General features: G+C 63.4%; 26 protein-coding genes. 8 read left to right on the top strand and 18 right to left on the bottom strand.

What is annotated here, in order from left to right:
• Positions 1–135: 135 nt before the first annotated feature.
• Positions 136–810, bottom strand: a complete 675-nt coding sequence (locus QM797_RS08320; protein ID WP_283274817.1) for a TetR/AcrR family transcriptional regulator — start codon at positions 808–810, stop codon at positions 136–138.
• Between QM797_RS08320 and QM797_RS08315 the strand changes: the two genes are divergently transcribed.
• Positions 793–1,440: an NADPH-dependent FMN reductase gene (locus QM797_RS08315; RefSeq protein WP_283274816.1), complete on the top strand. Its 648-nt coding sequence runs from the start codon at positions 793–795 to the stop codon at positions 1,438–1,440. The genes QM797_RS08320 and QM797_RS08315 overlap by 18 nt on opposite strands.
• The gene (locus tag QM797_RS08310) at positions 1,437–1,757 is read left to right on the top strand and encodes a hypothetical protein (RefSeq protein WP_283274815.1); all 321 of its coding nucleotides are present in this window, start codon (positions 1,437–1,439) and stop codon (positions 1,755–1,757) included. The genes QM797_RS08315 and QM797_RS08310 overlap by 4 nt, the downstream gene beginning before the upstream one ends.
• 215 nt (positions 1,758–1,972) lie before the next feature.
• On the opposite strand, the gene QM797_RS08305 is transcribed toward QM797_RS08310, so the two are convergent.
• Together QM797_RS08305 and QM797_RS08300 are read right to left on the bottom strand one after the other, a co-directional pair.
• Positions 1,973–2,416, bottom strand: a complete 444-nt coding sequence (locus QM797_RS08305) for a hypothetical protein (RefSeq protein ID WP_283274814.1) — start codon at positions 2,414–2,416, stop codon at positions 1,973–1,975.
• Positions 2,417–2,455: 39 nt separating this feature from the next.
• Positions 2,456–3,019, bottom strand: a complete 564-nt coding sequence (locus QM797_RS08300; RefSeq protein WP_283274813.1) for a hypothetical protein — start codon at positions 3,017–3,019, stop codon at positions 2,456–2,458.
• Positions 3,020–3,477: 458 nt separating this feature from the next.
• Here QM797_RS08300 and QM797_RS08295 point away from each other — a divergent pair, with 458 nt between their 5' ends.
• The gene (locus tag QM797_RS08295; protein ID WP_283274812.1) at positions 3,478–4,914 is read left to right on the top strand and encodes a pentapeptide repeat-containing protein; all 1,437 of its coding nucleotides are present in this window, start codon (positions 3,478–3,480) and stop codon (positions 4,912–4,914) included.
• On the opposite strand, the gene QM797_RS08290 is transcribed toward QM797_RS08295, so the two are convergent.
• The 3 genes from QM797_RS08290 to QM797_RS08280 form a co-directional block, all read right to left on the bottom strand.
• Positions 4,911–5,054 (bottom strand): helix-turn-helix domain-containing protein, encoded by a 144-nt coding sequence (locus QM797_RS08290; RefSeq protein ID WP_283275323.1) that lies wholly within the window; start codon positions 5,052–5,054, stop codon positions 4,911–4,913. The genes QM797_RS08295 and QM797_RS08290 overlap by 4 nt on opposite strands.
• A 122-nt stretch (positions 5,055–5,176) precedes the next feature.
• Positions 5,177–5,350: a hypothetical protein gene (locus QM797_RS08285; protein WP_155289420.1), complete on the bottom strand. Its 174-nt coding sequence runs from the start codon at positions 5,348–5,350 to the stop codon at positions 5,177–5,179.
• Positions 5,351–5,803: 453 nt separating this feature from the next.
• Positions 5,804–6,169, bottom strand: coding sequence for a winged helix-turn-helix transcriptional regulator (locus tag QM797_RS08280; RefSeq protein ID WP_283274811.1), 366 nt, complete (start codon positions 6,167–6,169; stop codon positions 5,804–5,806).
• 61 nt (positions 6,170–6,230) lie between these two features.
• Here QM797_RS08280 and QM797_RS08275 point away from each other — a divergent pair, with 61 nt between their 5' ends.
• Positions 6,231–6,989, top strand: a complete 759-nt coding sequence (locus tag QM797_RS08275; RefSeq protein WP_283274808.1) for an SDR family oxidoreductase — start codon at positions 6,231–6,233, stop codon at positions 6,987–6,989.
• Between the two features lie 19 nt (positions 6,990–7,008).
• Here QM797_RS08275 and def read toward each other — a convergent pair whose 3' ends face one another.
• The 4 genes from def to purS form a co-directional block, all read right to left on the bottom strand.
• Positions 7,009–7,575, bottom strand: coding sequence for a peptide deformylase (def, locus tag QM797_RS08270; RefSeq protein WP_283275322.1), 567 nt, complete (start codon positions 7,573–7,575; stop codon positions 7,009–7,011).
• Between the two features lie 320 nt (positions 7,576–7,895).
• Positions 7,896–8,246, bottom strand: a complete 351-nt coding sequence (locus QM797_RS08265; RefSeq protein ID WP_283274807.1) for a VOC family protein — start codon at positions 8,244–8,246, stop codon at positions 7,896–7,898.
• Between the two features lie 36 nt (positions 8,247–8,282).
• Complete coding sequence (gene purQ / locus QM797_RS08260) at positions 8,283–8,960, bottom strand: phosphoribosylformylglycinamidine synthase subunit PurQ (protein ID WP_032376368.1); 678 nt, start codon at positions 8,958–8,960, stop codon at positions 8,283–8,285.
• Entirely contained in the window at positions 8,957–9,193 is a 237-nt protein-coding gene (gene purS, locus QM797_RS08255; RefSeq protein ID WP_283274805.1) for a phosphoribosylformylglycinamidine synthase subunit PurS, read from the bottom strand. Before purS ends, purQ begins: the two co-directional genes overlap by 4 nt.
• Before the next feature lie 100 nt (positions 9,194–9,293).
• On the opposite strand from purS, the gene QM797_RS08250 reads away from it, so the two are divergent.
• On the top strand, positions 9,294–9,932 hold the full coding sequence (locus tag QM797_RS08250) for an MBL fold metallo-hydrolase (RefSeq protein ID WP_283274803.1): 639 nt from the start codon (positions 9,294–9,296) through the stop codon (positions 9,930–9,932).
• Here the strand turns inward: QM797_RS08250 and QM797_RS08245 are convergent.
• Positions 9,929–10,318: a winged helix-turn-helix transcriptional regulator gene (locus QM797_RS08245; RefSeq protein ID WP_283274802.1), complete on the bottom strand. Its 390-nt coding sequence runs from the start codon at positions 10,316–10,318 to the stop codon at positions 9,929–9,931. The two genes, QM797_RS08250 and QM797_RS08245, sit on opposite strands and share 4 nt — an antisense overlap.
• 95 nt (positions 10,319–10,413) lie before the next feature.
• Here QM797_RS08245 and QM797_RS08240 point away from each other — a divergent pair, with 95 nt between their 5' ends.
• Entirely contained in the window at positions 10,414–10,815 is a 402-nt protein-coding gene (locus QM797_RS08240; RefSeq protein WP_283274801.1) for a nuclear transport factor 2 family protein, read from the top strand.
• A gap of 49 nt (positions 10,816–10,864) precedes the next feature.
• On the opposite strand, the gene QM797_RS08235 is transcribed toward QM797_RS08240, so the two are convergent.
• From QM797_RS08235 to QM797_RS08215, 5 genes are all read right to left on the bottom strand, one after another.
• Entirely contained in the window at positions 10,865–11,545 is a 681-nt protein-coding gene (locus QM797_RS08235; RefSeq protein ID WP_283274800.1) for an LppP/LprE family lipoprotein, read from the bottom strand.
• 183 nt (positions 11,546–11,728) lie between these two features.
• Complete coding sequence (thiM, locus tag QM797_RS08230; protein ID WP_283274799.1) at positions 11,729–12,538, bottom strand: hydroxyethylthiazole kinase; 810 nt, start codon at positions 12,536–12,538, stop codon at positions 11,729–11,731.
• 179 nt (positions 12,539–12,717) lie between these two features.
• Positions 12,718–13,419, bottom strand: coding sequence for a DUF2334 domain-containing protein (locus tag QM797_RS08225; RefSeq protein ID WP_283274798.1), 702 nt, complete (start codon positions 13,417–13,419; stop codon positions 12,718–12,720).
• A gap of 55 nt (positions 13,420–13,474) precedes the next feature.
• Positions 13,475–13,981, bottom strand: a complete 507-nt coding sequence (locus QM797_RS08220; protein WP_283274796.1) for a glutathione peroxidase — start codon at positions 13,979–13,981, stop codon at positions 13,475–13,477.
• Between the two features lie 133 nt (positions 13,982–14,114).
• A complete protein-coding gene (locus QM797_RS08215) occupies positions 14,115–15,512 on the bottom strand; it encodes a cation:dicarboxylate symporter family transporter (RefSeq protein WP_283274795.1) in 1,398 nt (465 codons plus the stop codon).
• A gap of 234 nt (positions 15,513–15,746) precedes the next feature.
• Here QM797_RS08215 and QM797_RS08210 point away from each other — a divergent pair, with 234 nt between their 5' ends.
• A complete protein-coding gene (locus QM797_RS08210; RefSeq protein ID WP_283275321.1) occupies positions 15,747–17,240 on the top strand; it encodes a sensor histidine kinase in 1,494 nt (497 codons plus the stop codon).
• A complete protein-coding gene (locus tag QM797_RS08205) occupies positions 17,237–17,911 on the top strand; it encodes a response regulator (protein WP_032376361.1) in 675 nt (224 codons plus the stop codon). The genes QM797_RS08210 and QM797_RS08205 overlap by 4 nt, the downstream gene beginning before the upstream one ends.
• A 40-nt stretch (positions 17,912–17,951) precedes the next feature.
• Here QM797_RS08205 and QM797_RS08200 read toward each other — a convergent pair whose 3' ends face one another.
• Together QM797_RS08200 and QM797_RS08195 are read right to left on the bottom strand one after the other, a co-directional pair.
• Positions 17,952–20,081: a S9 family peptidase gene (locus QM797_RS08200; protein ID WP_283274793.1), complete on the bottom strand. Its 2,130-nt coding sequence runs from the start codon at positions 20,079–20,081 to the stop codon at positions 17,952–17,954.
• Complete coding sequence (locus QM797_RS08195; protein ID WP_283274792.1) at positions 20,078–20,962, bottom strand: phosphoribosylaminoimidazolesuccinocarboxamide synthase; 885 nt, start codon at positions 20,960–20,962, stop codon at positions 20,078–20,080. Before QM797_RS08195 ends, QM797_RS08200 begins: the two co-directional genes overlap by 4 nt.
• Positions 20,963–20,972: the final 10 nt, after the last annotated feature.

The following is a 20,972-nucleotide window of genomic DNA, read 5'->3' as shown; positions in this document are numbered from 1 at the left end:
CCGAGCCAGACACGCGGACCGACTGTCCCTGAACAGGTCCTTCACCAGGCCTTGTCTGTGAACCTCGACGTCAGTTGTCGACGAATCCTGACGTCGCCCGGACGTTCGAGGTGGGCATTTCGTCGGATTCTGACGTCAGCTGATCGGAGGGATCGGCATAGTGTCCGTTCCATACGCTCGGAGGAAAGCGGCGACGCCGGCTGTGACCATGGGTTGAACTTGACGCGGTGTGAGTGCTTCAGCCGCGAAGGGTCGGATGGTTGATTCGGCGGTCGTCAACGCGACGTAATGCAACATTGCCTGCCGAACGTCTGGGACTCTGAGCCATCGACGGCGTCCAAGCTCGTCGAGCACCGAGGCAACCTCGGCCTGCACTCGATACGGGCCGGCGTTATGCCATGTTGTGGTTTGGTCCGGGGTGAGGCAAACCGCGCGGGCCCTCAGTTGATTCACCATGGCGAAGTGCTGCGGGTGGCTTGTCCGCTGCTCGACGAACGCATGGCCCAGCACCAGCAGCGCCGATCGCACGTCGGAGGTGCACAAGGACTCCTCCGCTGCGCGCGAGAAATCGTCCGCAACCAACGACGCGCTGGCGGTCAGGACGGCAGCGAAGAGGTCGTTCTTGGACCGAAAGTGATGATAGAGGGTCCTGGTCGACACCTGCGCCTCAGCTGCGATGGAGTCCATCGTGGCGTCCCCGAACCCGACTCGTCCGAACACCTCCCTGGCTGCCTTCTCGATCTGCGCACGCTTGGTCGGCCGACCGCCTCGGGCAGTCGGACCGCCAGCGTTATGTATAGTTTCTGCCATCACCGTTTTCCCATACAATCAATCCTCCGGGGGCTCCGTTTGACCACGTCATCTCACCCGCTTCGTCTCGCCATTATCGCTGGATCAACTCGCCCCGGTCGCCATGCCCGAACCGTCGCAGACTGGGTTGCCGGCCTGTCAAGAAATCGCCCAGCGGCGACGTACGAAGTCATCGACCTTGCGCAGGTCAACTTGCCGTTCATAGATGAAGTGCTCCCGCCGATGGCCGGACAATACAGCCAGCCTCACACAGTGGCGTGGGCCTCGACGATCCAGGCGTACGACGGGTTCCTCTTCGTCACTCCGGAGTACAACCACGCACCTCCAGCGGTGCTGAAAAACGCCCTCGACCTGCTGTTTGCGGAGTGGAACGACAAGGCCGCCACCTTCGTCAGTTACGGTTTCGATGGCGGTATTCGCGCGGTCGAGCAGTTGCGGCAGATCTGCGGCGAGCTGAAGCTCGCCGACGTGCGTGCGAGCCTCGCCCTCAGATTCGGAACGGACTTCGAAGGATATGCAACGTTCAACCCAGCCGCAGAGCGTGAAGCCGATCTCGCACGGGCACTGGACGACCTTGAACAGTGGGCTCAAGCACTCCGACCCATTCGGCACCCTGAATTGATCGCATGACAGGCACAGTTGTCATCCACTACACGATCAAGCATGCGCACATCGAAGAAGAACTCACCCGCCTGGGCGATGTCTATGCCGAACTCGAACAGCTACCTGCAGGCGTGCTGAACTACGACACGTACCACATTGGCGAAGGGGCATTTATCGCCCTCGTCTCCGGTGATGCCGAGCCCGAGCTTCTACAAACGCTGCCGACGTTCCAGGAGTACCGTCGCAGCCTCGACGAGAGGTGTATCCGTCCTCCCGAGATGAGCTCGGTGCACCAGATCTTCACCACCAGCATGCAACGTCGCGAGGACCCACCGCGAAGTTGATGGAAGCATTAGATGACGAGGCGAGAGCACTTCGCAGACATGCTCCGGACACGTGTCCGACGGACAAGTGAAGCCAGGCTTGCGCTTGGTTCTCGCTGCTGGTGCGTTGGCGGAGGGTTGCGGTCACGCCGATGGTTGCGAAGATGCCGACGATGAGGGTGACCCATGCTTGTGCGGGCACACGGATGGTTCCTTTCCTTTGGGTCGGGGTCCGCTCACAGGTAGAGCAGGTGTGGTGGTGCGGTGCCGTCGAAGCGTTCCAGGCTGTCGAGGACGCCGTTGTAGTTGGCGGGTCGGCAACGGCCGAGTCCGACGATGAGGGCGCAAGTGCCGTCGAGGGTGACGAGGTAGGACGGTGCGCAGCCGTTGTCGGGTGAGGTGTGCTCGGTGGCGTCGAGGAGGGCGTAGCGGACGGCGTCTGCGGCGGCTCTCTTGGCGTCGGCGAGGGTGGTTTCGGCTCCGCTGGCGGTGAGGAGCTCGGGACTGTTCTCGGGGCGGGTGGTGACGGTCCAGGTGATCATCGACGGTGGCTTCCCTTTCTGACCTGAGGCGGGTGGCTGCGTGCTGCTCAGCGTCGCACCGGGGAGCGCAGCGAGTCGTGCGACGCGAACCGGAATTCCGGTGGTCTGTGGAGCGGGGTCGGGGTTGTGGATGAACACGTTCGGCCCCGCGGGTGCGGGGCCGAGGTGTGCTATTGGTCAGTCGTCGAACGAGTCGAGGATCTTGGACGGATCGCGGCGGTAGCGGCCTCCGTCTAGGAAGACGCCGACCGCGGCGCGGTGGACGCGGCGGAACTCGTCCATGAGGGTGTCGTATCCGACACGGTCGGTGACGCGCCAGGTGATCGGCCCCATGTGCAGGTCCACCCAGTGCACGGTGCGGCGTTGCTCGGGGACGTAGCGGGCGCCCGGTATCACCGTGTGTTCGGGGCCGCCGAGCCAGAGAATCGAGATTGCGGGTGCGCCGAACTCCGCGCCAGGCTGCTGCGGGTACGGGGCGTGTCCGTCGGCTCCGGCGAGGGCCGATCGGACGGTGGCGAATCCGGCGATGACGTCGCAGACCGCTTCGGCGCTGCGGAAAGTCATCATGAGGTGCCCGAACGCGACGACCATTTGCGCGTGCTCGGTGCCTGCTGCGGTGATGCTGATGGTGGCGTTCTGGGGTCCGGTGATGATGGCGGTGGTGTGGGTGACGATGGCGGGGGTCTGGGCGTTTCCTGCTGCGGTGTTCTTGCGTGCGGGGCGGGTGGTGTTCTTCGGCATGTCGGGGTCTCCTTCTCTCGCGGGACCGGCTCCCCCCGGCCCTTCGCTCGTGCCAATTTCTTTCGCCGTCATCTGGCTTGGGAAGAGAAGGCGGCGGCATGGAACGGCGTCCTACCCCTGAGACGGAAAGTTTTCAGCCGCAGGCGCTTTGAAAAGTTTCTGGAGCCCGAAGGGCCGGAGCATCGCGGAGTCAGGGGTGGGTAAGACGGGCCAGGGTGACGCATGCTCGGAGAAAGCCAGATGTGCGAAAGAATTGCTCTTTCCACAGGACGGAGCGCAGCGGAGTTCGATTCGTGGACACCGCAGGTGGCCCCGGGCCATGCCGCAACGGGTGGGACGCCGCCCGGGTCGTGCTATTGCGCCCTGGCTTCTGCTCTTTGCATCTTCAAGCTTCGCGATTCCCCAGCCCCGAAGTGACACTAAGGGAATCCAATCTGCTTCCTATACTCTTCGTGATCATGGCGGACGAGCAGGCTCTCGAAGCTCTATTGGTTGGGGGGAGGACGTGGTCGGAATTTCGTAGCGAACGCGCCCTCCGACCAGCCGGACAGATTATCGACCTCACTAACTCGGACCTCGGTGGCGCGGACCTCTCCGACGCCGACCTCGTGGGCGTGTATCTCACGGGCTCGGACCTCGCTGGCGCGGCTCTCGGAGGCGCGAACCTCACCCACGCCTTCCTCGACAACGTGAACCTCACCCACGCCTTCCTTGAGGACGCGAATCTCACCGACGCGGACCTCCTCAGCGCGGATCTTGACCGTGCGCACCTGGTTGGCGCGGATCTCACCTATGCGAACCTCGCCGGCGCGGATCTCACCAACGCGAACCTCACCAACGCGAACCTCACCAACGCGAACCTGATCGGCGCGGATCTCATCAACGCGAACCTCACCCGCGCGAACCTCACCCGCGCGAACCTCACCCGCGCGAATGTCGCCGGCGCAAACCTCACCGGCGCAAAGCTGAACGGCACTCGACTTGGCGACCTGTCTGTGTCTGGCTCGACGCGTAACACTCAGGGTTTGCACGTCGGTGATTTTTTGATCGGTCGTCACCCGTCTAAAGTCGGCGGCTCCGACGTCCCGGATCCGGGGACGGTGCGAATCGCGATTCCTGACCTCCCCGGAGGCATGGACGCCGGCGAGTTGGCGCGTTTGTCGGATGCGATCGCTGTGGTCGCCGAGATGTCACAACGGGTTGGCGCGGAGCTCGGACGCCGTTTACTGCGTGATGACGATAGGGGTCGCGGGACCAGCGTCCTGACTGCAACGGCGGGCGACGATTTTGGTCCAATTGTCCTGCAGCGCATTCAGTATGGAAGTTTATGGTTCCATCAGCTCTGGGATGCCGCCCCCGCGTTCGCGGCGGGGGCTGCTGCGGTTGCGGGCCCTGCGGCAATCGTCGTGAAGCGCGCGCGCGAAAGTGCCGAGGATGGAGTCCGTGTCTTCTCGTTGATGCTAACGCTGGCGCGACGCAGTGAACGGGATGCTTATTTCGCGATGCGGGATGCACGGGCAGAGGCGAATACCGCTGAAGAAGTTTTACGAAAAACACGAGCCGACGCCGACACAGCTGAAGAAGTATCGCGAAAAACACGAGCCGACGCCGACACCACGGAGCACGAGAGTCGCAGAGATAAGTCAACGTCGGCAAGCAATTCGGCCACCGAAGCAATCGGGCCAGAAGTAGACACTCTTCGATTGGGGGCGACCCCGACGACGACCGAGCTCACGCAGCGTCTGCAACACTCCGAGCTGTCGGCTTTGGTGTCGGAGGCTGAGCTGAACCGGATCGCAAGCATCCTGGCACCGCTTCTGGTGTACCCGGTTGAAGTGTCTCGTCAACGGGAACTGTTACCGGGCAACCGCAGTGATACGCGCGAATCGCATTAGCCGGCCATTGGACTGAGGTGACGGTAGAGGGTGGCTCGACCGATTCCGAGAACTAACGCGATTTCCGTTTTCGGTGTCCCGTCGTCGAGTAAAGGAAAACAAGAATTCTTTCCACAGGACGGAGCGCAGCGGAGTTCGATCCGGTGGACGCCCGCAGGGTGGCCCGGCCCTGCTCGCAGCGCTTTTAGTCAGTGAGGCAATAGAGAAGGCCCGCAACCTGTGTCGGGGTGCGGGCCTTGTCGGTCTGCGGCTGTGGCCGGTGTCAGGGCTGCTCGGCCGGTGGGGTGGTGGGGCGCCCTTCGGCGGCGTCGCGGATCCACTGGGGTACCTCGCGGCCGCTGCGTTCACGGAGTGCGATCGAGGCGCGGGCTGCTGCGGCAGCGACACTGCGCCGTTCGTTCGGGGTCCAGGTCTTGCGGGCTTCTGCGGTGGTCATCGTGGGTCCTCCTGCTCGTTCTGGTTGTCAGTGTCCTCGGTTTCGTCGGGTTCCGCCAGTGCACGTCGGGCGGATCGGTCGGCGACGGCGACGAGGACGTCTTGTTCGGTGGTGGTGATGAGCGGTGAGTCGGTGACGGTGGCGTAGATGTCCCATCCGAGTTCGGCTTCGGCGGGGTCGGCGCTGGTGGTGCGTTCGAGGCACCACGTGATCCGTTGCCAGGTTCACTGTTGGACAGTCGCGTCCGCGAAATTCTCCCGGCCTCGATTCGAGCGCAGATGCACTGAATTATTGCGCTCCTGCGCAAGAGTCAGCTCGACAACAAGAGCCGACACAGCTTCTACGCAGCAACCTCTGCTACTCCGCGCTAGGGAAAGGCACCGAATGCCCAGCTGCCCATGAACGAGGCGGCGATGTTGCACGACCGCGGCATGACGTGTGGAGGTGAGCAGCTCACTGCGGACCTCCAGGAGGGAATGGGTCGAACCGCTCGCCTGAAGCCCAGACCCGGGACCAGTCCCACAACGGTTCCAACGCCTGACTCAACCGAATACCGGTGAACGAGAGTTCGTAAGCACGCTTCGCATTCTTCTCGACAACCCCCGCGTCCTGCAGCTGCCGAAGTCGCTCGGCCAGCATGCTCGATGAGCAGTTGTTCATGCGCCGACGCAGCTCCAGGAACCCCATCTGACCGGCTTCGAGTTCCCACACGATGCGCAGGCTCCAACGCTGGCCCAGAAGATCCATTGCGCTACGGGCGGCCGCTGTTTCCTCGTCGCTGCCCGCCCGATCAGGTGGTGTCTCATTTGCGCTTCTCATTTCGAACCATCATAGTTACTTCTGAATCAGAAGCATGAGCGCTGGCGAATGACGGGCAGGGATGACAGTGGACACGGTGGAACGGATTGCTCTGGTGACTGGCGCTTCGCGCGGGATTGGTGCTGAGGTTGCCCTCCAGCTCGCATCTGCTGGCTACCTCGTCGTTGTCAACTACCGCGAAAAGCGGGCTCGAGCGGAGAAGGTGGTCAGCGAGATCGAGTCTGCCGGAAGCAAAGCTCTAGCTCTTCAGGCAGACCTCGCCGACGCGAAGAGCGTCGAGGCCATGGTCGCGTTGCTCGCAGATCGATTTGGACACCTCGATTTGGTAGTCCTCAACGCTTCCGGCGGGTTGGAGTTGGGCGCAGGACCGGACTATGCGATGCAGTTGAACCGCGACGCACAGCTGAGACTGACGAAACTTGCACAGCCCCTGATGCGACGTACCAGCCGAATCGTGTTCGTCACCAGCCACCAAGCTCATTTCGTCGGCCAGAAACCTGTGCCCGAAGACTACGAGCCGATTGCTCTCAGCAAGCGGGCGGGCGAAGACGGTCTTCGAGCCCTCATTCCCGAACTACAACGACAGCAGATCGACCTCGCCGTCGTGTCCGGAGACATGATCGACGGGACCATCATCGTGCGCCTGCTCGAACGGCGAGACCCCGACGCAGTGGCTGTACGCCGCGACCACGGTGTCCTACCGACCATCGAGGAGTTCGCTCAGGTCGTCGTTCAAGCATCGACCACGGCCATCGAATCTGGGCAAACGTTCTACGTCGGAGGCGCAGATTATCTGCAGCACAGCGAAATCGAGCACTGAGGTTGCGGAACTGACGGACTTACTTTGCTGGCCACTCTGTTCCGTAGCGGTCGGAGACCACCTCATGGTCGAGGTAGAGCTGCTTGCGCTTACGCGTTGACAGTCGATCGCCGAACACCATCCCGTTGATGTGGTCGGTCTCGTGTTGAAAACAGCGTCCGAGCGTGCCGCCGGCGGTAAGTTCGAGCGGGTCGCCGTACTGGTCCTGGCCGCGGCAGGTTGAGAACTCGGGTCGTGCGAGATCGGTGTATGCGCCGGGTAGTGACAGGCACCCTTCCCCAAAATCGATGAGTCGCCGATCATTTCCTTCCGGCAGTTCGACGACCGGGTTGCAGACCACGCCGGTGCGCGGTCGCCCGGTCTCGTCGCTGCAGTCGTAGATGAATACCGCCAGATCAACGCCGACTTGCTGTGCGGCTAGACCCGCACCGTCAGCGGCTGTGTTGGTGGCGAACATGTCGGCCAACAGTTCTTGGAGATCACTGCCGAAATCGGTGACTGGTCGAGCTGGGGCGTGAAGCACCGACGTGCCCCAACGAACGATCGGGCGCGCGGTGCCGAGACGAAGAAGTTCAGAGACAGGCATAACGTTCATGTTCCACTCCGCTTCTGGATGTGGCAACGAGAAACCGTACAGATGCACGCGTCATCGGGGAAGGAACTGCCGCCGTTCCTGCGGTCCACTCCTCTTAGCCTGTTCGCATTGAAGCGCCGGAGTGCATTGCGAAGTCGACAGAAGCTGGAGCACCTCGCAGAAGAGCTCCGGACACGTGTCCAACGGACAAGTGAAGCCAAGCCTGAGCGCGTTTGTCGGCGACGGTGCGCTGGCGGACAGTGAGCGCTACTCCGACGACGGCGAGGACGCCCACCACGAGAGTTACCCACGCTTGGGCAGGCATCCGATGCTCAGTGCGAACCGGACACGCAGAACGAGTTGCCGTCGGGATCGGTCAGGGTGACCCAGCGAAAGTCGCCCATGGTGTGTCGCGCAACTTCACTTGCACCCGCCTCGACCAGGCGCGCAACCTCCGCGTCGAGGTTTTCCGTCGTCATGTCGAGGTGGATGCGATTCTTGCCGGGCGTCGGGTCGTCGATCTTTTGGAAGGCCATTCGGTACGGCGCAGCAGCGAGTTCGACGACGTAGAACCAGCCGTCGTTCTCCTCCACAATCGTTCCGTCTGCCTGCGTCGCCCACCAGCGTGCGAGCGGTGCCGGATCGGTGGTGTCGAACGTGATCATCCCCAACGTCAGTGTCATGGGGGCACAGTAACCGCGACCACCGACAGGTTCGGGTCAGGCGTTGACGATCGTGTCCAGTGCCGAATAGAAGATGCCCAAGCCGTCGTCGCTCGGACCGGTGAGCGGCTCGGTCGCATGCTCTGGGTGTGGCATCAGGCCGACGACTCGACCGTTGGCCGAGGAGATTCCGGCGATTCCCCGCTGCGATCCGTTCGGGTTGGTGCCGCTGTAGCGGAACACGACGCGACCCTCGCCCTCGAGCTCATCGAGCACGTTCTGCGGTGCCTGGAACCGACCCTCGGCGTTCTTGACCGGGATCAGGATCTCGGCACCGGGCTCGTATCGCGACGACCACGCGGTGTCTGTGTTCTCCACTGCCAGCCACTGATCGCGGCAGACGAAGTGCAGCCCCTCGTTGCGGGTCAACGCGCCGGGGAGCAGACCCACCTCGCAGAGCACCTGAAAGCCGTTGCAGATACCGAGAACCGGCATACCGCCCTCGGCTGCTTTCACGACGGACTCCATCACGGGGGCAAATCTGGCAATCGCGCCGGCCCGCAGGTAGTCGCCGTAGGAGAATCCGCCGGGGACGACGATGGCGTCGACGTTCTTCAGATCGGCATCGGCGTGCCACAGGCTGACGGCTTCTCCGCCGGCAAGGGTGACTGCGCGGGAGGCGTCGACGTCGTCGAGGGTCCCTGGGAAGGTGATGACTCCGATGCGGGCGCTCATGAGATGCGAGTCACTTTCCAGTCCTCGATCACCGTGTTGGCGAGCAGCGATTCCGCAATCTTCTCGAGTGCCGCGTCGTCGACGGAGTCGTCGACCTCGAGCTCGAAACGCTTGCCCTGTCGCACGTCGGATACACCGGAGATACCAAGACGGCCCAGCGCGCCCGCGATCGCTTGACCCTGCGGATCGAGAATCTCGGCCTTGGGCATGACATCGACAACGACTCGGGCCACGAAAGCGCTCCTTGAAATACGTACAGCAAGACAGTTACCGGCAGGTGGGAGTCTACGCAGCCCTGGCGGGAGGCGCGAAACCGCGCTTACTGTGGAGTGCATGCGGCTGACACACTTCGGACATTCCTGCGTTCTCGTCGAACTCAACGGCACCACCGTGCTGTTCGATCCCGGCACGTTCTCCCACGGGTTCGAGGGCATCACCGGACTCGATGCCATCCTCGTCACCCATCAACACCCGGATCACGTCGATCTGCAACGACTTCCCGCTCTGGTCGAGGCAAATCCGCGAGCGGCACTGCATGCCGATCCGATGACCGCGGGCCAATTGGGCGGCCAGTGGGCGGCGGCTCCCGCAGGCAAGGCCTTCACGGTCGGCGGCATTACGGTCACCGGCGTGGGCGGAACCCACGCCGTCATCCATCCCGAACTTCCGGAGATCGACAACACCGGCTACCTGCTCGGCACCCCGGAGAACCCGGGCCAGCTGTTCCATCCGGGCGACTCGCTCTTCGTCCCCGAGCAGCAGGTCGAAGTACTCGCGCTCCCCGCGGCCGCACCGTGGTCGAAGCTCTCCGAGACCGTCGAATTCCTACGCGCGGTGGCTCCGAAGATGGCGTTCCCCATTCATCAGGCGATCGTCGCGGAACAGGCCAGAGGCGTTTACTACGGCCGCTTCAAAGAGATGTCCGACGCCGAAATCCGTGAACTTCCCGAGGAATCGTCCGTCTCGATCTAGCGTGCCGTGTGGAGGGTCGGCACCTGCCGGGCGTCGTATGCCTCTCGCGCACGGTCGACTTCGTGCACATGCGCTTCGGCCCACACTCGTAGTGCGGTCAGAGGGTCTCGGAGGGTGCGACCCAGTTCGGTGAGCTCGTATTCCACACGTGGCGGTATCTCGTCGTGGACATGCCTGGCGACGATTCCGTCACGCTCCAGGTCGCGAAGGGTCTCGGACAGGACCTTGCCGCTGATGCCGCCCACTTCCGACTGCAGCTTGCCGAAGCGTAAACGCTCGTCTCCCAAGGCAATCACGATCATGGCCGTCCACTTGTTCGCGATTCGCGCCAAAGACTTCCGCGACGGGCACGATTCGATCATGACGTTCCATACCGGTGAAGTCATAGTTCCCCCAGCTCAGCGACAGTTACGTTGAGGTAACAGGTTATCGGGTGCCACTGTCGCCACGTTGATGTTCCCGGCACAGGAGATGACCGAAGATGACGAACCCCACCCCACTGAACGTTGCCACCGATTACTTCGATGCGCTCGGACGCGGTGACGTACCGACATTGATGGGCATGCTCGGTACCGACGTGACGTGGCACCAACCGGGCCGCAATCAGTTCTCCGGGACGCATCGAGGCGTCGACGGCGTCGGCCGCCTCCTGGGCGGCATGATGACCGCCAGCGAAGGAACCTTCGGTCTCACGGTGGACGGAACCATGATGGTCAACGGTGACCAGGTTGCCGTTCCGGTTCGATTCGCCGGTCGCCGAGACGACGCATCGATGGATATGTCCGGCGTCGATCTACTCACCGTTGTCGACGGAAAGATCGTTGCGATACACCTGTTCTCCGCGGACGGCGAAGCGGAGGACGCGTTCTGGGGCGCACCCTAGATTCGGCCGACTCCCGCCCGAATCAATGTCGTCGGCGACGTCGACGAGGCTAGCCGGTCACCTCGGGCGGGAGGGTGCCGATCATGGTCACTTGCGTTCCGTCCCAATGGTAGTCGATCGTCACCGGTCCGCCGGTGGGATCGGCGTTGGCGTCGTTGACGAGCGGCCAGCGGTACTCGACGGTCACGGTGTCGGCGGTCTGGCCCACCACCGAGGTGAACGCGGTGGGCTCGAGTGTCGCTGTGCCGAGGTAGTCGTAGTTGTAGCCCGCGAAGTAGAGGAGATGGGTCGGGGACGACACAGTTCCACCGGTGTCGGCTCGCACCCAGGTGAACGGCGCGCAGAGGTCGCCGATCTTCGTGGCGATCCACGGCTCGCCCGGGAAGTACTCCGGCAACGAGGCGACTGCATCCACTACCCTCGTGGAGTCCAGCCCCAGGCAGATGGGGTACTCCGAGCCCGGCGCATGCTGCTCGACATCGGGCAGGGAGTTGTTCTCCGGTAGCTCTTCGGAGTTCGAGTCGATCGGACCGTTCGGCTCTGCGCCCCCTGCGTCGACGGTCGCCTGGCTCGGATCCGGCTGGGCCTGTGGCTGGGCAGCCGGGGGCTGAGCGCTCGAGGTGGGCGCAGCAGGGGGAGCAGTAGTGGCCGGCGCTGCGCCCGGTTCGTCCGAGTTTCCGCACGCGACGAGGGTGAGCGCGGTGATGGTGACGAGGAGAATTCGCTTCATGAGACCACCTGGTTTTATTTGTCCGACGCCAGGTATGTCCGCCCGCAAACATGTTCCGTTACATCACATTTCGGTCAAGGGACCGTTACTTACCCCAGCACCGGCAATTTTTGCTCCACTGTGCCGTCTCTCGTGGCGCAGTCCCGCAGGTGATGCCGCAGAGTGGAGCAACAGTTGCAGGCGTCAGGCAGTGTCGAGTCGAACCAGCTCGCGCAGTAGCGACTCGTCCACCGTGTCGAGTCCGTCGAGGAACGCGACTGCGAAGGATCCCGGCCGCGAGGTCGACTGCGCCGCGATCTCCGACCCGACGGCGACATGCGCGTGCGCCGCGACGGCTCCGATCAGCGCATTCGGAGCCACGGAGCAGTACGCGGCCGTCAACGCACCCAACGCACACCCGGTAGCCGTAACCCGTTGCAGCAGTGCGCTTCCGCCGCCGAGCTTCACCAAGGACCCTTGTCCGACGACGTGGTCGACGTCCCCCGATGCCGCCACAATCTCGGCCCGATCCAGCAGCGATCGCGCCGCATCGACCGAATCTGCCGCTCGCGCAGACGAATCCACCCCTCGCGATGCACCTCGAGCGCCTGCCAGACCCATGACCTCGGACGCATTGGCGCGAATGACACTGGGTTGGTTGGCAAGTAGCTCGACTGCCACCTGGGTACGCCATGGCAAGCCGCCCGCCCCTACCGGGTCGAGAACCCATGGCTTACCCGCGTCCCTCGCGGCAGCCGATGCGAGCCGAGAACTCTCCACCTGCGCTGCCGTCGGAGTTCCGAGATTGACCAACACCGCGTCGGCGATCCCGGCGAAGCCGGCCGCTTCCTCGGGGTTGTCCACCATTGCCGGAGCGGCCCCCGCGGCCAACAGTGCATTCGCCACGAACTGAACCGAGACGGTGTTGGTCAGGCACTGCACCAGCGGATTGCGTTCACGCATTTGTCGATGTGCGGCAACGATGTCATCCAGGGTCACAGTCGAGGCACTCATTGTTGCGAGTCTACGACCGCACCCGCCCCGTTCGCGTCAATGGACCACTGCATACGTCTGAGCGTTGGAATGGAACATTCACACACCTACGAGGTGTGCGTGAATGGCACTTTGCATACGTCTGGGGAGTGCAATGGTCCACTGACGCGGGGCCGGGGTGGAGGTCAGGCAGCGAAGAGTTACGCCACGCGGGCTTTGGTTCGCGGGATCCATTCGTAGATGCCGGCCTCCGCTCCGTGGTGCAGGGAGAGGTCGATGGCATCGAGGATGGCTGCGCGCGGTCCCGGTCGACCGAGTTGTTTGGCACTGATGGCCAGGCGCACCACTCCCTCGCGGCGCGCGGTGCGGCCGGCCCCGAGTACCAGAGCTTTGAACCACCAGGGTTCGGCTTTGAAGCCTTCGCCGATTCCCCAGACTCGGGCGCGGACGACGCCGTCGCGGTCGAGGTCGTGAATTCCGTTCAGCGCGGCGAGCATTCGGAATCCTGCATCGGGCAGCGCTTCGACGGCACCGGGTGAGGCGATCCAGCGCGGAGCGGCGAACACTCGGGTGCGCAGTCCGGTCTGTTCCATCACGCGGTCGGCGGCCATCAGGCGCAGTCGAGCTTCGTGACGCGGCAGTGCGGAGAACTCGGAGCGTCGACGCTTCGTCGCGGCCTGGTCGTAGCCGTGCAGAACGATCGCGTCACCGCCGTCGCGTCGGGCCCGCAACCATTCCTGGGTGGGCACGTCCGCGGCCAGGCGGTACTTGTCCTTCAGCCGCGGTGCGACGAGCAATGACAGTGGAACGCCTCGCTCATCGAGGATGCGCGCGAACTCGGCGGCGTGCTCGTAGGTGTCGTTCTTGATTCCGCTCACCGACACGATCAGGCGTCCAGACATGACTCGAGCCTCGCACACCAGCGTGAACGAGGCTCGAAGTCGATGCAGACAGAAGCTAAACGGCGATCGTTTCCTTCGGCAGGATCTTGTCGATCGCGGCGAGCACCTCAGGAGAGTCCGGCTCGGTGCGCGGACGGAAGCGATCGGTGACGACGCCCTCGGGCGAGATCAGGAACTTCTCGAAGTTCCACTGAACGTCTCCGGCCTTGCCTTCGGCGTCCTCGGTCTTGGTCAGTTCGGCATACAACGGGTGCTGGTTGTCACCGTTGACGTCGACCTTCTCGGTCATTGCGAACGTGACGCCGTACGTGGTGGAGCAGAAGGTTTCGATTTCTTCGGCGGTGCCGGGTTCCTGGCCACCGAACTGGTTGCAGGGCACTCCGACGACCGAGAGGCCGCGGGCCGAGTATTCGTTGGCGAGCTTCTCGAGCTTTTCGTACTGCGGGGTCAGTCCACACTTGGAGGCGACATTGACCACGAGAACGGCCCTTCCGGCGTACTCGTCGAGCGAGGTGGGCGCACCACCCAGCGTGTTGATGCCGATGTTCTGAACTTCAGTCATCACCCGAACTTACCTGTGAGTACCGACAGAATGGAACCGACGTACAAAAGCAAGTACGACCCCGCTGGTGGCGGGGTCGTACTTGCATTCTTCCGAACCGGGCGACGGGGGGATGCGCGTCGCCCGGCAGGTCTTACGCCTTGGCGGCGTTCTTTTCGATGATGACCTGCTTGTCGGCGGGCCGCTCGTCCTCGGGGAGGTGGTCGTCGACCATGGTCTCCTCGTCGAACGGCAGGTTGCCGTCGAGCACGGTGTTGACCCGATCCTTGTCGATCGTCTTGGTCCAGACGCCGACCAGCAGGGTGGCAACGGCGTTACCCGAGAAGTTGGTAACGGCGCGGGCTTCGGACATGAACCGGTCGATTCCGACGATGAGCTGCACGCCGTCGAGCAGCTCGGGGCGGTGGCTGGACAGACCGCCGGCCAGGGTGGCGAGACCGGCTCCGGAGACTCCGGCTGCACCCTTGGAAGCGATGATCATGAACAGCAGTAGCGAGAACTGCTCGCCGATCGAGAGCGGCATGTTCATGGCGTCGGCAATGAAGATCGAGGCCATCGTCAGGTAGATCGCGGTGCCGTCGAGGTTGAACGAGTAGCCGGTGGGGACGACGATGCCGACGGTGGTGCGCTCGACTCCGACGTGCTCCATCTTGGCGATCAGACGCGGCAGGGCCGACTCGGACGAGCTGGTGGCGACGATGAGCAGGTACTCACGGGCCAGGTACTTGACCAGCTTGAAGATCGAGAAGCCGGAGACGAACTTCAGGATCAGGCCGAGGAAGAAGAACACGAAGATGAAGCAGGTGATGTAGAAGGCGAGCATCAGGGTGCCGAGCTGGATGACGGCGTCGAAGCCGGTCTTGCCGACAACACCGGCGATGGCGCCGAAAGCACCGATCGGGGCGAGCCACAGGATCATCGTCAGGATGCGGAAGACGAGCTTCTGTACTGCGCCGATGCCCTTGAGGATGCCTTCGCCCTGCTTGCCCATGGCCTGCAGCGCGAAGCCGACCAGGATGGCGACGAACAGCGTCTGCAGTACCGAACCGGCGGTGAGCGACGAGAGCAGTGACGTCGGGATGATGCCTGCGATGAAGTCCATCGTGCCGCCCGCTTCGTGAGCGGTGTCGGCGAGCTTGAGGCCGGCGTCGTTGGGCGAGATGTTCAGGCCGTCACCGGGCTTGATGAGATTGCCGACGACCATGCCGATACCGAGGGCGATAGTCGACATACCGATGAAGTAGGCGAGCGCCAGGCCGCCGACTCGGCCCACGCTGGCTGCGGCGCGAACCGATCCGATGCCGAGCACGATCGTGCAGAAGATGACCGGGCTGATCATCATCTTGATCAAGCTGACGAAGAGCGTGCCGAGGATGGACAGGTCCGAGGCGAAATCCTTGGCCACCAGTCCGACGATGACACCGGCGATCACGGCGATGATCACGGCAATATAGAGCCAGTGAGTCCTGTCGCGCTTCTTCTTGGGCTCGGTGGGCGGGTTGTCGTTCCGCTCCGCATCAATGGTTGTCATGAATGTTCCTTCTGGTTCAAGTGAAGCGCGAGTCGAACTGCTGACTTCGTAACTACTGGGAGTGGAGTGAGGTGCATCACCCCTGCTGAGAGATGATGCTGCTGTACGCAGTGACTGGAGTCACCTATACGTTCATTCTGTTCACATCGATGTTTCTTGCGCGAAAGGAAAGTGGTGTCCTCGAAGCGGCCGCTGAGCGTCGCCGGCCAGGTGCTGGTGCTGCAGCTCGTAGTCATGGCCGTCGTCGTGTTCGCCGGCGGCATCCTGACGGTGCTCAACGAACGTTCCAACAGCGACGACGCGACCCGACGCGAGGTGACGGCAATCGCGGTCAGCATCGCCAACGAACCGTCGACGCCGCTGGCCATCGAGTCCGACGATCCGACCTCGCGTCTGCAACCGGAGACCGAGAAGATCAGGCAGGTCACCGGCGTCGACTTCATCGTCGTCATGGCTCCGGATCGCACTCGTTTCACCCACACCACCGTCGACCTGATCGGCAAGCCCTTCAGCGGCAACATCGACCGCGCACTGCAGGGCGAAACGTTCACCGAGACGTACGTCGGCTCACTCGGCCCGTCGATCCGGTCCGTCACCCCGGTCACCGACTCGTCCGGCGACATTGTCGGACTCGTCTCGGCCGGAGTCACTCGCGCCAAGATCAGTGACCAATTTCTGCAGGGCCTGCCGTTGATACTGGCCGTCGTGCTCGCCGCCTTCGTCGTCGCGGCAGCGGGTTCGACGTTGCTCAGCCGACGGCTCCGGCGTCAGACATTGGGGATGGCTCCGGCGGAGCTGCGCACCATGTACGAGCACCACGACGCCGTCCTGCACTCCATCGGTGAAGGGCTGTTGGTATTCGGCCGCGGCGACGACGCGGAGTTGGTCAACGACGAGGCTCGACGCCTCCTCGACCTGCCGGAGGGCCCGGTGGCGTTCACTTCGTTGCCGGAGTCGATGCAGCAGATGGACACCGGCATCGTGCGCGGTGAACTGCATCTGACGCAGGATCGGGTGCTGGTCGTCAATCAGGACCCGGTGATGTGGGAGGGCAAGCGCCTGGGCAGGGTGCTGACGATTCGCGATCAGACCGAATTACGGTCGTTGATGGGCGAACTCGACTCGGTGCGTAGCTTCGCGGAGTCGCTGCGCTCGCAGGCGCACGAGTCGGCCAACAGGCTGCACACGGTCATCACGATGGTCGAACTCGGTCGACCCGAGGAAGCCGTGGAGTTCGCGACTGCCGATCTCGAGCTCTCGCAAACTCTCATCGACCGACTGATGAACGCCGTCGGCGAACCAGCACTCGCGGCTTTGCTGCTGGGCAAGGTCAGCCAGGCCGCCGAGCAGAGCGTCGAGCTGACGATCACCGACGACACGGCGATGGAGCACGAAGGGGTTCTGAGTGCGCGTGAATTGGTCACGCTGGTAGGCAATCTGATAGACAATGCCATCGATGCCTCGAAAGAATCCGATCAGCCGTGGGTCGAAGTGACCGTCCGTGATGCCGACGGCGAACTCGTCGTCCGCGTGGCGGACAGCGGCCCCGGAATGCCACCGGAGACGTTGAAAGCGGCTCTGCGGCGCGGCTACTCGACCAAGTCCGGGTCGCGCGGGCTGGGCTTGGCCCTGGTGACTCAGGTGATCGGTCGCCATCGCGGCACCTTGACATCCGAGGTGACGTACGGCTCTGTCATGATCGCCACCATTCCTGGATCTCCGTCGTGATCAAGGTACTGATCGTCGACGACGAACCGCTGATCGCCGAGGCGCACAAGACGTACGTCGAGCGCACCCCAGGCTTCGAGGTTGCCGGCGTCGCACACACTGGTGCCGCTGCCATGAGATTCGCCAGTACCGAGTCCGTCGATCTGGTGTTGCTCGACATCGGGCTGCCCGACGCGAGTGGCATCGACGTCGCCGCCGCCCTCGGCGGTCTGCGCCCGAGCCCCGACGTCATCGCCATCACCTCCGAGCGGGATCTGTCGGTGGTGCGTTCGGCGGTGGCCCACGGCATCGTGCTGTATCTGCTCAAGCCGTTCACGTTCGCGGCGTTCCGCGACAAGCTAGAGCGCTACCGCGAATTCCACGATGCATTACCGGCCGGCGAGAACGCGTCCAGTCAGCGAGACATCGACCGCGCCATGGCGCATCTGCGGACAGCCGACGAACGCGTCTCCACCCCCAAAGGCATTGCCCCGCAGACGATGGACGGCATCACCGCCTCCGTCAAGGAATCGGCCGACGGACTCAACGCATCCGAGGCCGCGAAGGTCGTCGGAGTCTCCCGAGTGACGGCATGGCGCTACCTCGAACGACTGGCCGACGACGGCCTGGTCACCCGACACACCGAATACGGTAAGGCCGGGCGACCGCAGGTCCGCTATGTGTGGCGCTGACGCGCCAGTGGCGCGGATAAGTGCCGCAGAGGGCACCTGATCACTCCACTGCGGTGCCAGCCGCACTCACGATCCACGCGTACTCGAAGGCCGCTTCCTTCCATTTCTCGTAGCGGCCGCTCACGCCGCCGTGTCCGGCGCTCATTTCGGTCTTGAGGAGCAGGTCCGAGTCACCGGTCTTCGTAGCACGAAGGGCAGCAACCCATTTGGCGGGTTCGACGTAGAGGACACGAGTGTCGTTGATGGACGTGATCGCCAGGATCGACGGGTAGTCCTTGGCCTCGACGTTCTCGTAGGGACTGTACGACTTCATGTATTCGTACACCTCTTTGTCCGCCAACGGGTTTCCCCACTCGTCCCATTCGATGACCGTCAGCGGCAGCGACGGGTCGAGGATGGAGGTGAGCGGATCCACGAACGGAACGTTGGCGAGGATGCCGCTGAACAGCTCGGGTGCCGAGTTGGCCACCGCACCCATCAGCAGACCGCCTGCGCTACCGCCGTCGGCGACCAGATGCCTCGGTGAGGTACGTCCGGTGTCGATGAGATGCTGTGCGGCAGCAATGAAGTCGGTGAACGTGTTCTTCTTCTGCAGCGTCTTGCCCTGGTCGTACCAGTGGCGACCCATCTCGCCGCCGCCGCGCACGTGTGCGACGACGAATACTATTCCGCGGTCGAGCAGAGACAACCTCGCGACCGAGAACGACGGGTCCATCGACGCCTCGTACGATCCGTAGCCGTACAGCAACGTGGGAGCCGGGCCCTCAGGGACGTCCTTGCGAGCGATGACCGACAGCGGAATCTGCGTTCCGTCCGGCGCGGTGGCCCAATCTCTGTGCTGCACGTAGTCACCGGCATCGAACTTACCGAGAACCGGCTGCGATTTGCGGAGCAGCAGTTCGCCACTGGCGATGTCGAGGTCGTAGACCTGACCGGGGGTGATGAACGAGGTGTAGACCATCCGCAGCAGCGGCTGATCCCACTCGGGGTTCGAGCCGGCGCCTACCGAATAGAGCTCCTCGTCGAACTCGAGCTCGCGGTATTCGCCGTATCCCTCATCGGTCAGCGGCCAGATCGCCATGCGGGTCAACGCTTCTCGCCGGTAGGTGAAGATCAGGTGGCCGGCGAAGGCGTCGATGTCCTCGACTCGGACGTCGCCCTGATGCGGAACCAGAGTGCGCTGATCGAGCGGGTCCGAGACCGGGGCCTCGGCGAGCAGGAAGTTCTCGGCCTTCTCCCCCTCGGTGCCCCAGCCGTTGACCGATCCGTTGTGGGTGATCAGGAAGCGATCCTCACCCGCCACGACGGCGTGTTCGATGCTGTACTCGATGCCGTCCGTGCGCGGGAGTACGACGCGAAACTCGCCCTCGGGATCGGTGGATTCCAAGACGAGGCACTCGGAAGTGATCTTGGAACCGACCCAGATCATCAGGTACTTCTCGCTACGGGTGGAACCGAAACCGACCCAGTAGCTTTCGTCGGGCTCGTGGAAAACCTTGACGTCCTCGGGCTTACCGAGGGTGTGTCGCCAGACGGTGTCGGGACGCCAGGATTCGTCGACCGTCAGGTAGAACACGTGCGTGGCGTCGGCGGTCCAGGTGGCTCCCGGCGCGACGTTCTCGATGGTGTCGGCCAGCAGCTCTCCGGTCTCGAGGTTCTTGAAACGCAGCGTGTACCGCTCGTCGCCCTCGGTGTCGGTCGAGTACGCCAGCAGCGTGCCGTCGAGGCTGATCGAGAACGCACCGAGGGAGAAGAAGTCGTGACCCTCCGCCTCGACGTTGGCGTCGAGCAGGACCTGCTCACCCGGAACGTCCACATCGGAGGACAGCGTCGGCGGTGTCCAGTCGTCGGGAGAGTCGACGGGACAACGGCATTGGAGGCCGTACGACTTTCCCTCGACGGTGCGCGAGTAGTACCACCACTGGCCCATGCGCGTCGGCACGGACAGGTCGGTCTCCTGGGTTCGGGATTTGATCTCGTCGAAGATCTTGCCGCGGAGTGACTCCAGACCGGCCGTCTGCTGCTCGGTGTAGGCGTTCTCGGCTTCGAGGTACGCAATCACCTCGGGATCTTCCTTGGCGCGCAACCACTCGTAGTTGTCGATGAACGTATCGCCATGGTGGGTGCGCTCGAGCGGCACCTTCTTGGCAATGGGAGGGGTGATCGTCATGGCGTGACCCAATCGTCGAAGTTCAGACCCGAGATGCGCTCGTAGGCCTCGATGTAGCGGCTGCGTGTCGCGGCGACGATGTCGTCCGGCAACGGTGGTGGCGGGGTGTCGGATGTGCGGTCCCAACCGGATTCACCGGTCAACCAGTCGCGGACGAACTGCTTGTCGAAGCTCGGCTGGATGCGGCCTTCCTGGTACGTATCGGCAGGCCAGTACCGGGACGAATCGGGAGTGAGCACCTCGTCGGCGAGCACGAGATTACCGTCGGCGTCGGTACCGAACTCGAACTTGGTGTCCGCGAGAATGATTCCACGTTCCAGAGCGAAATTTGCTGCGCGCGAGTAGATCTCGATGGTGTCCTCGCGCAACTTGAAGGCAAGTTCGGCACCGACCTGCTCGACGGCCTGGTCGAAGGTGATGTTCTCGTCGTGATCGCCGAGTGCAGCTTTGGCGGCGGGCGTGAAGATCACCTCGTCGAGCTTGCTGGATTCGATCAGGCCGGGCGGCAGTTCGACTCCGCAGACGGCTCCGGTGGCGTTGTAATCGGCCAGACCGGAGCCGGTGAGGTAGCCGCGAGCGACACATTCGATCGGCACCATGTTCAGCTTCTTCACCACCAGGGCGCGGCCGAGCAGTTCGGCGGGAATGCGCTCGTCGAGCGGATCACCGGCCAGGTGGTTCACGCCGCCGAGCTCCTCGAAGAAGAAGACGCTCATCGCCGTCAACACCCGTCCCTTGTCCGGGATCGGGGTGTCGAGGATATGATCGTACGCCGAGATGCGGTCGCTCGCGACGAGCAGCAGATGCGCGTCGTCGATGGTGTACAGATCGCGGACCTTGCCGCCGGCCAGATGCTCGTAGCTACTCAATGATGGTCGCACGGTGTTCAAC

This window comes from Rhodococcus sp. IEGM 1381, assembly GCF_030056795.1.
GTDB lineage: Bacteria > Actinomycetota > Actinomycetes > Mycobacteriales > Mycobacteriaceae > Rhodococcoides.
Note: the sequence above shows the minus strand (reverse complement) of the source record. Positions and strands in the feature narration are given on the sequence as shown.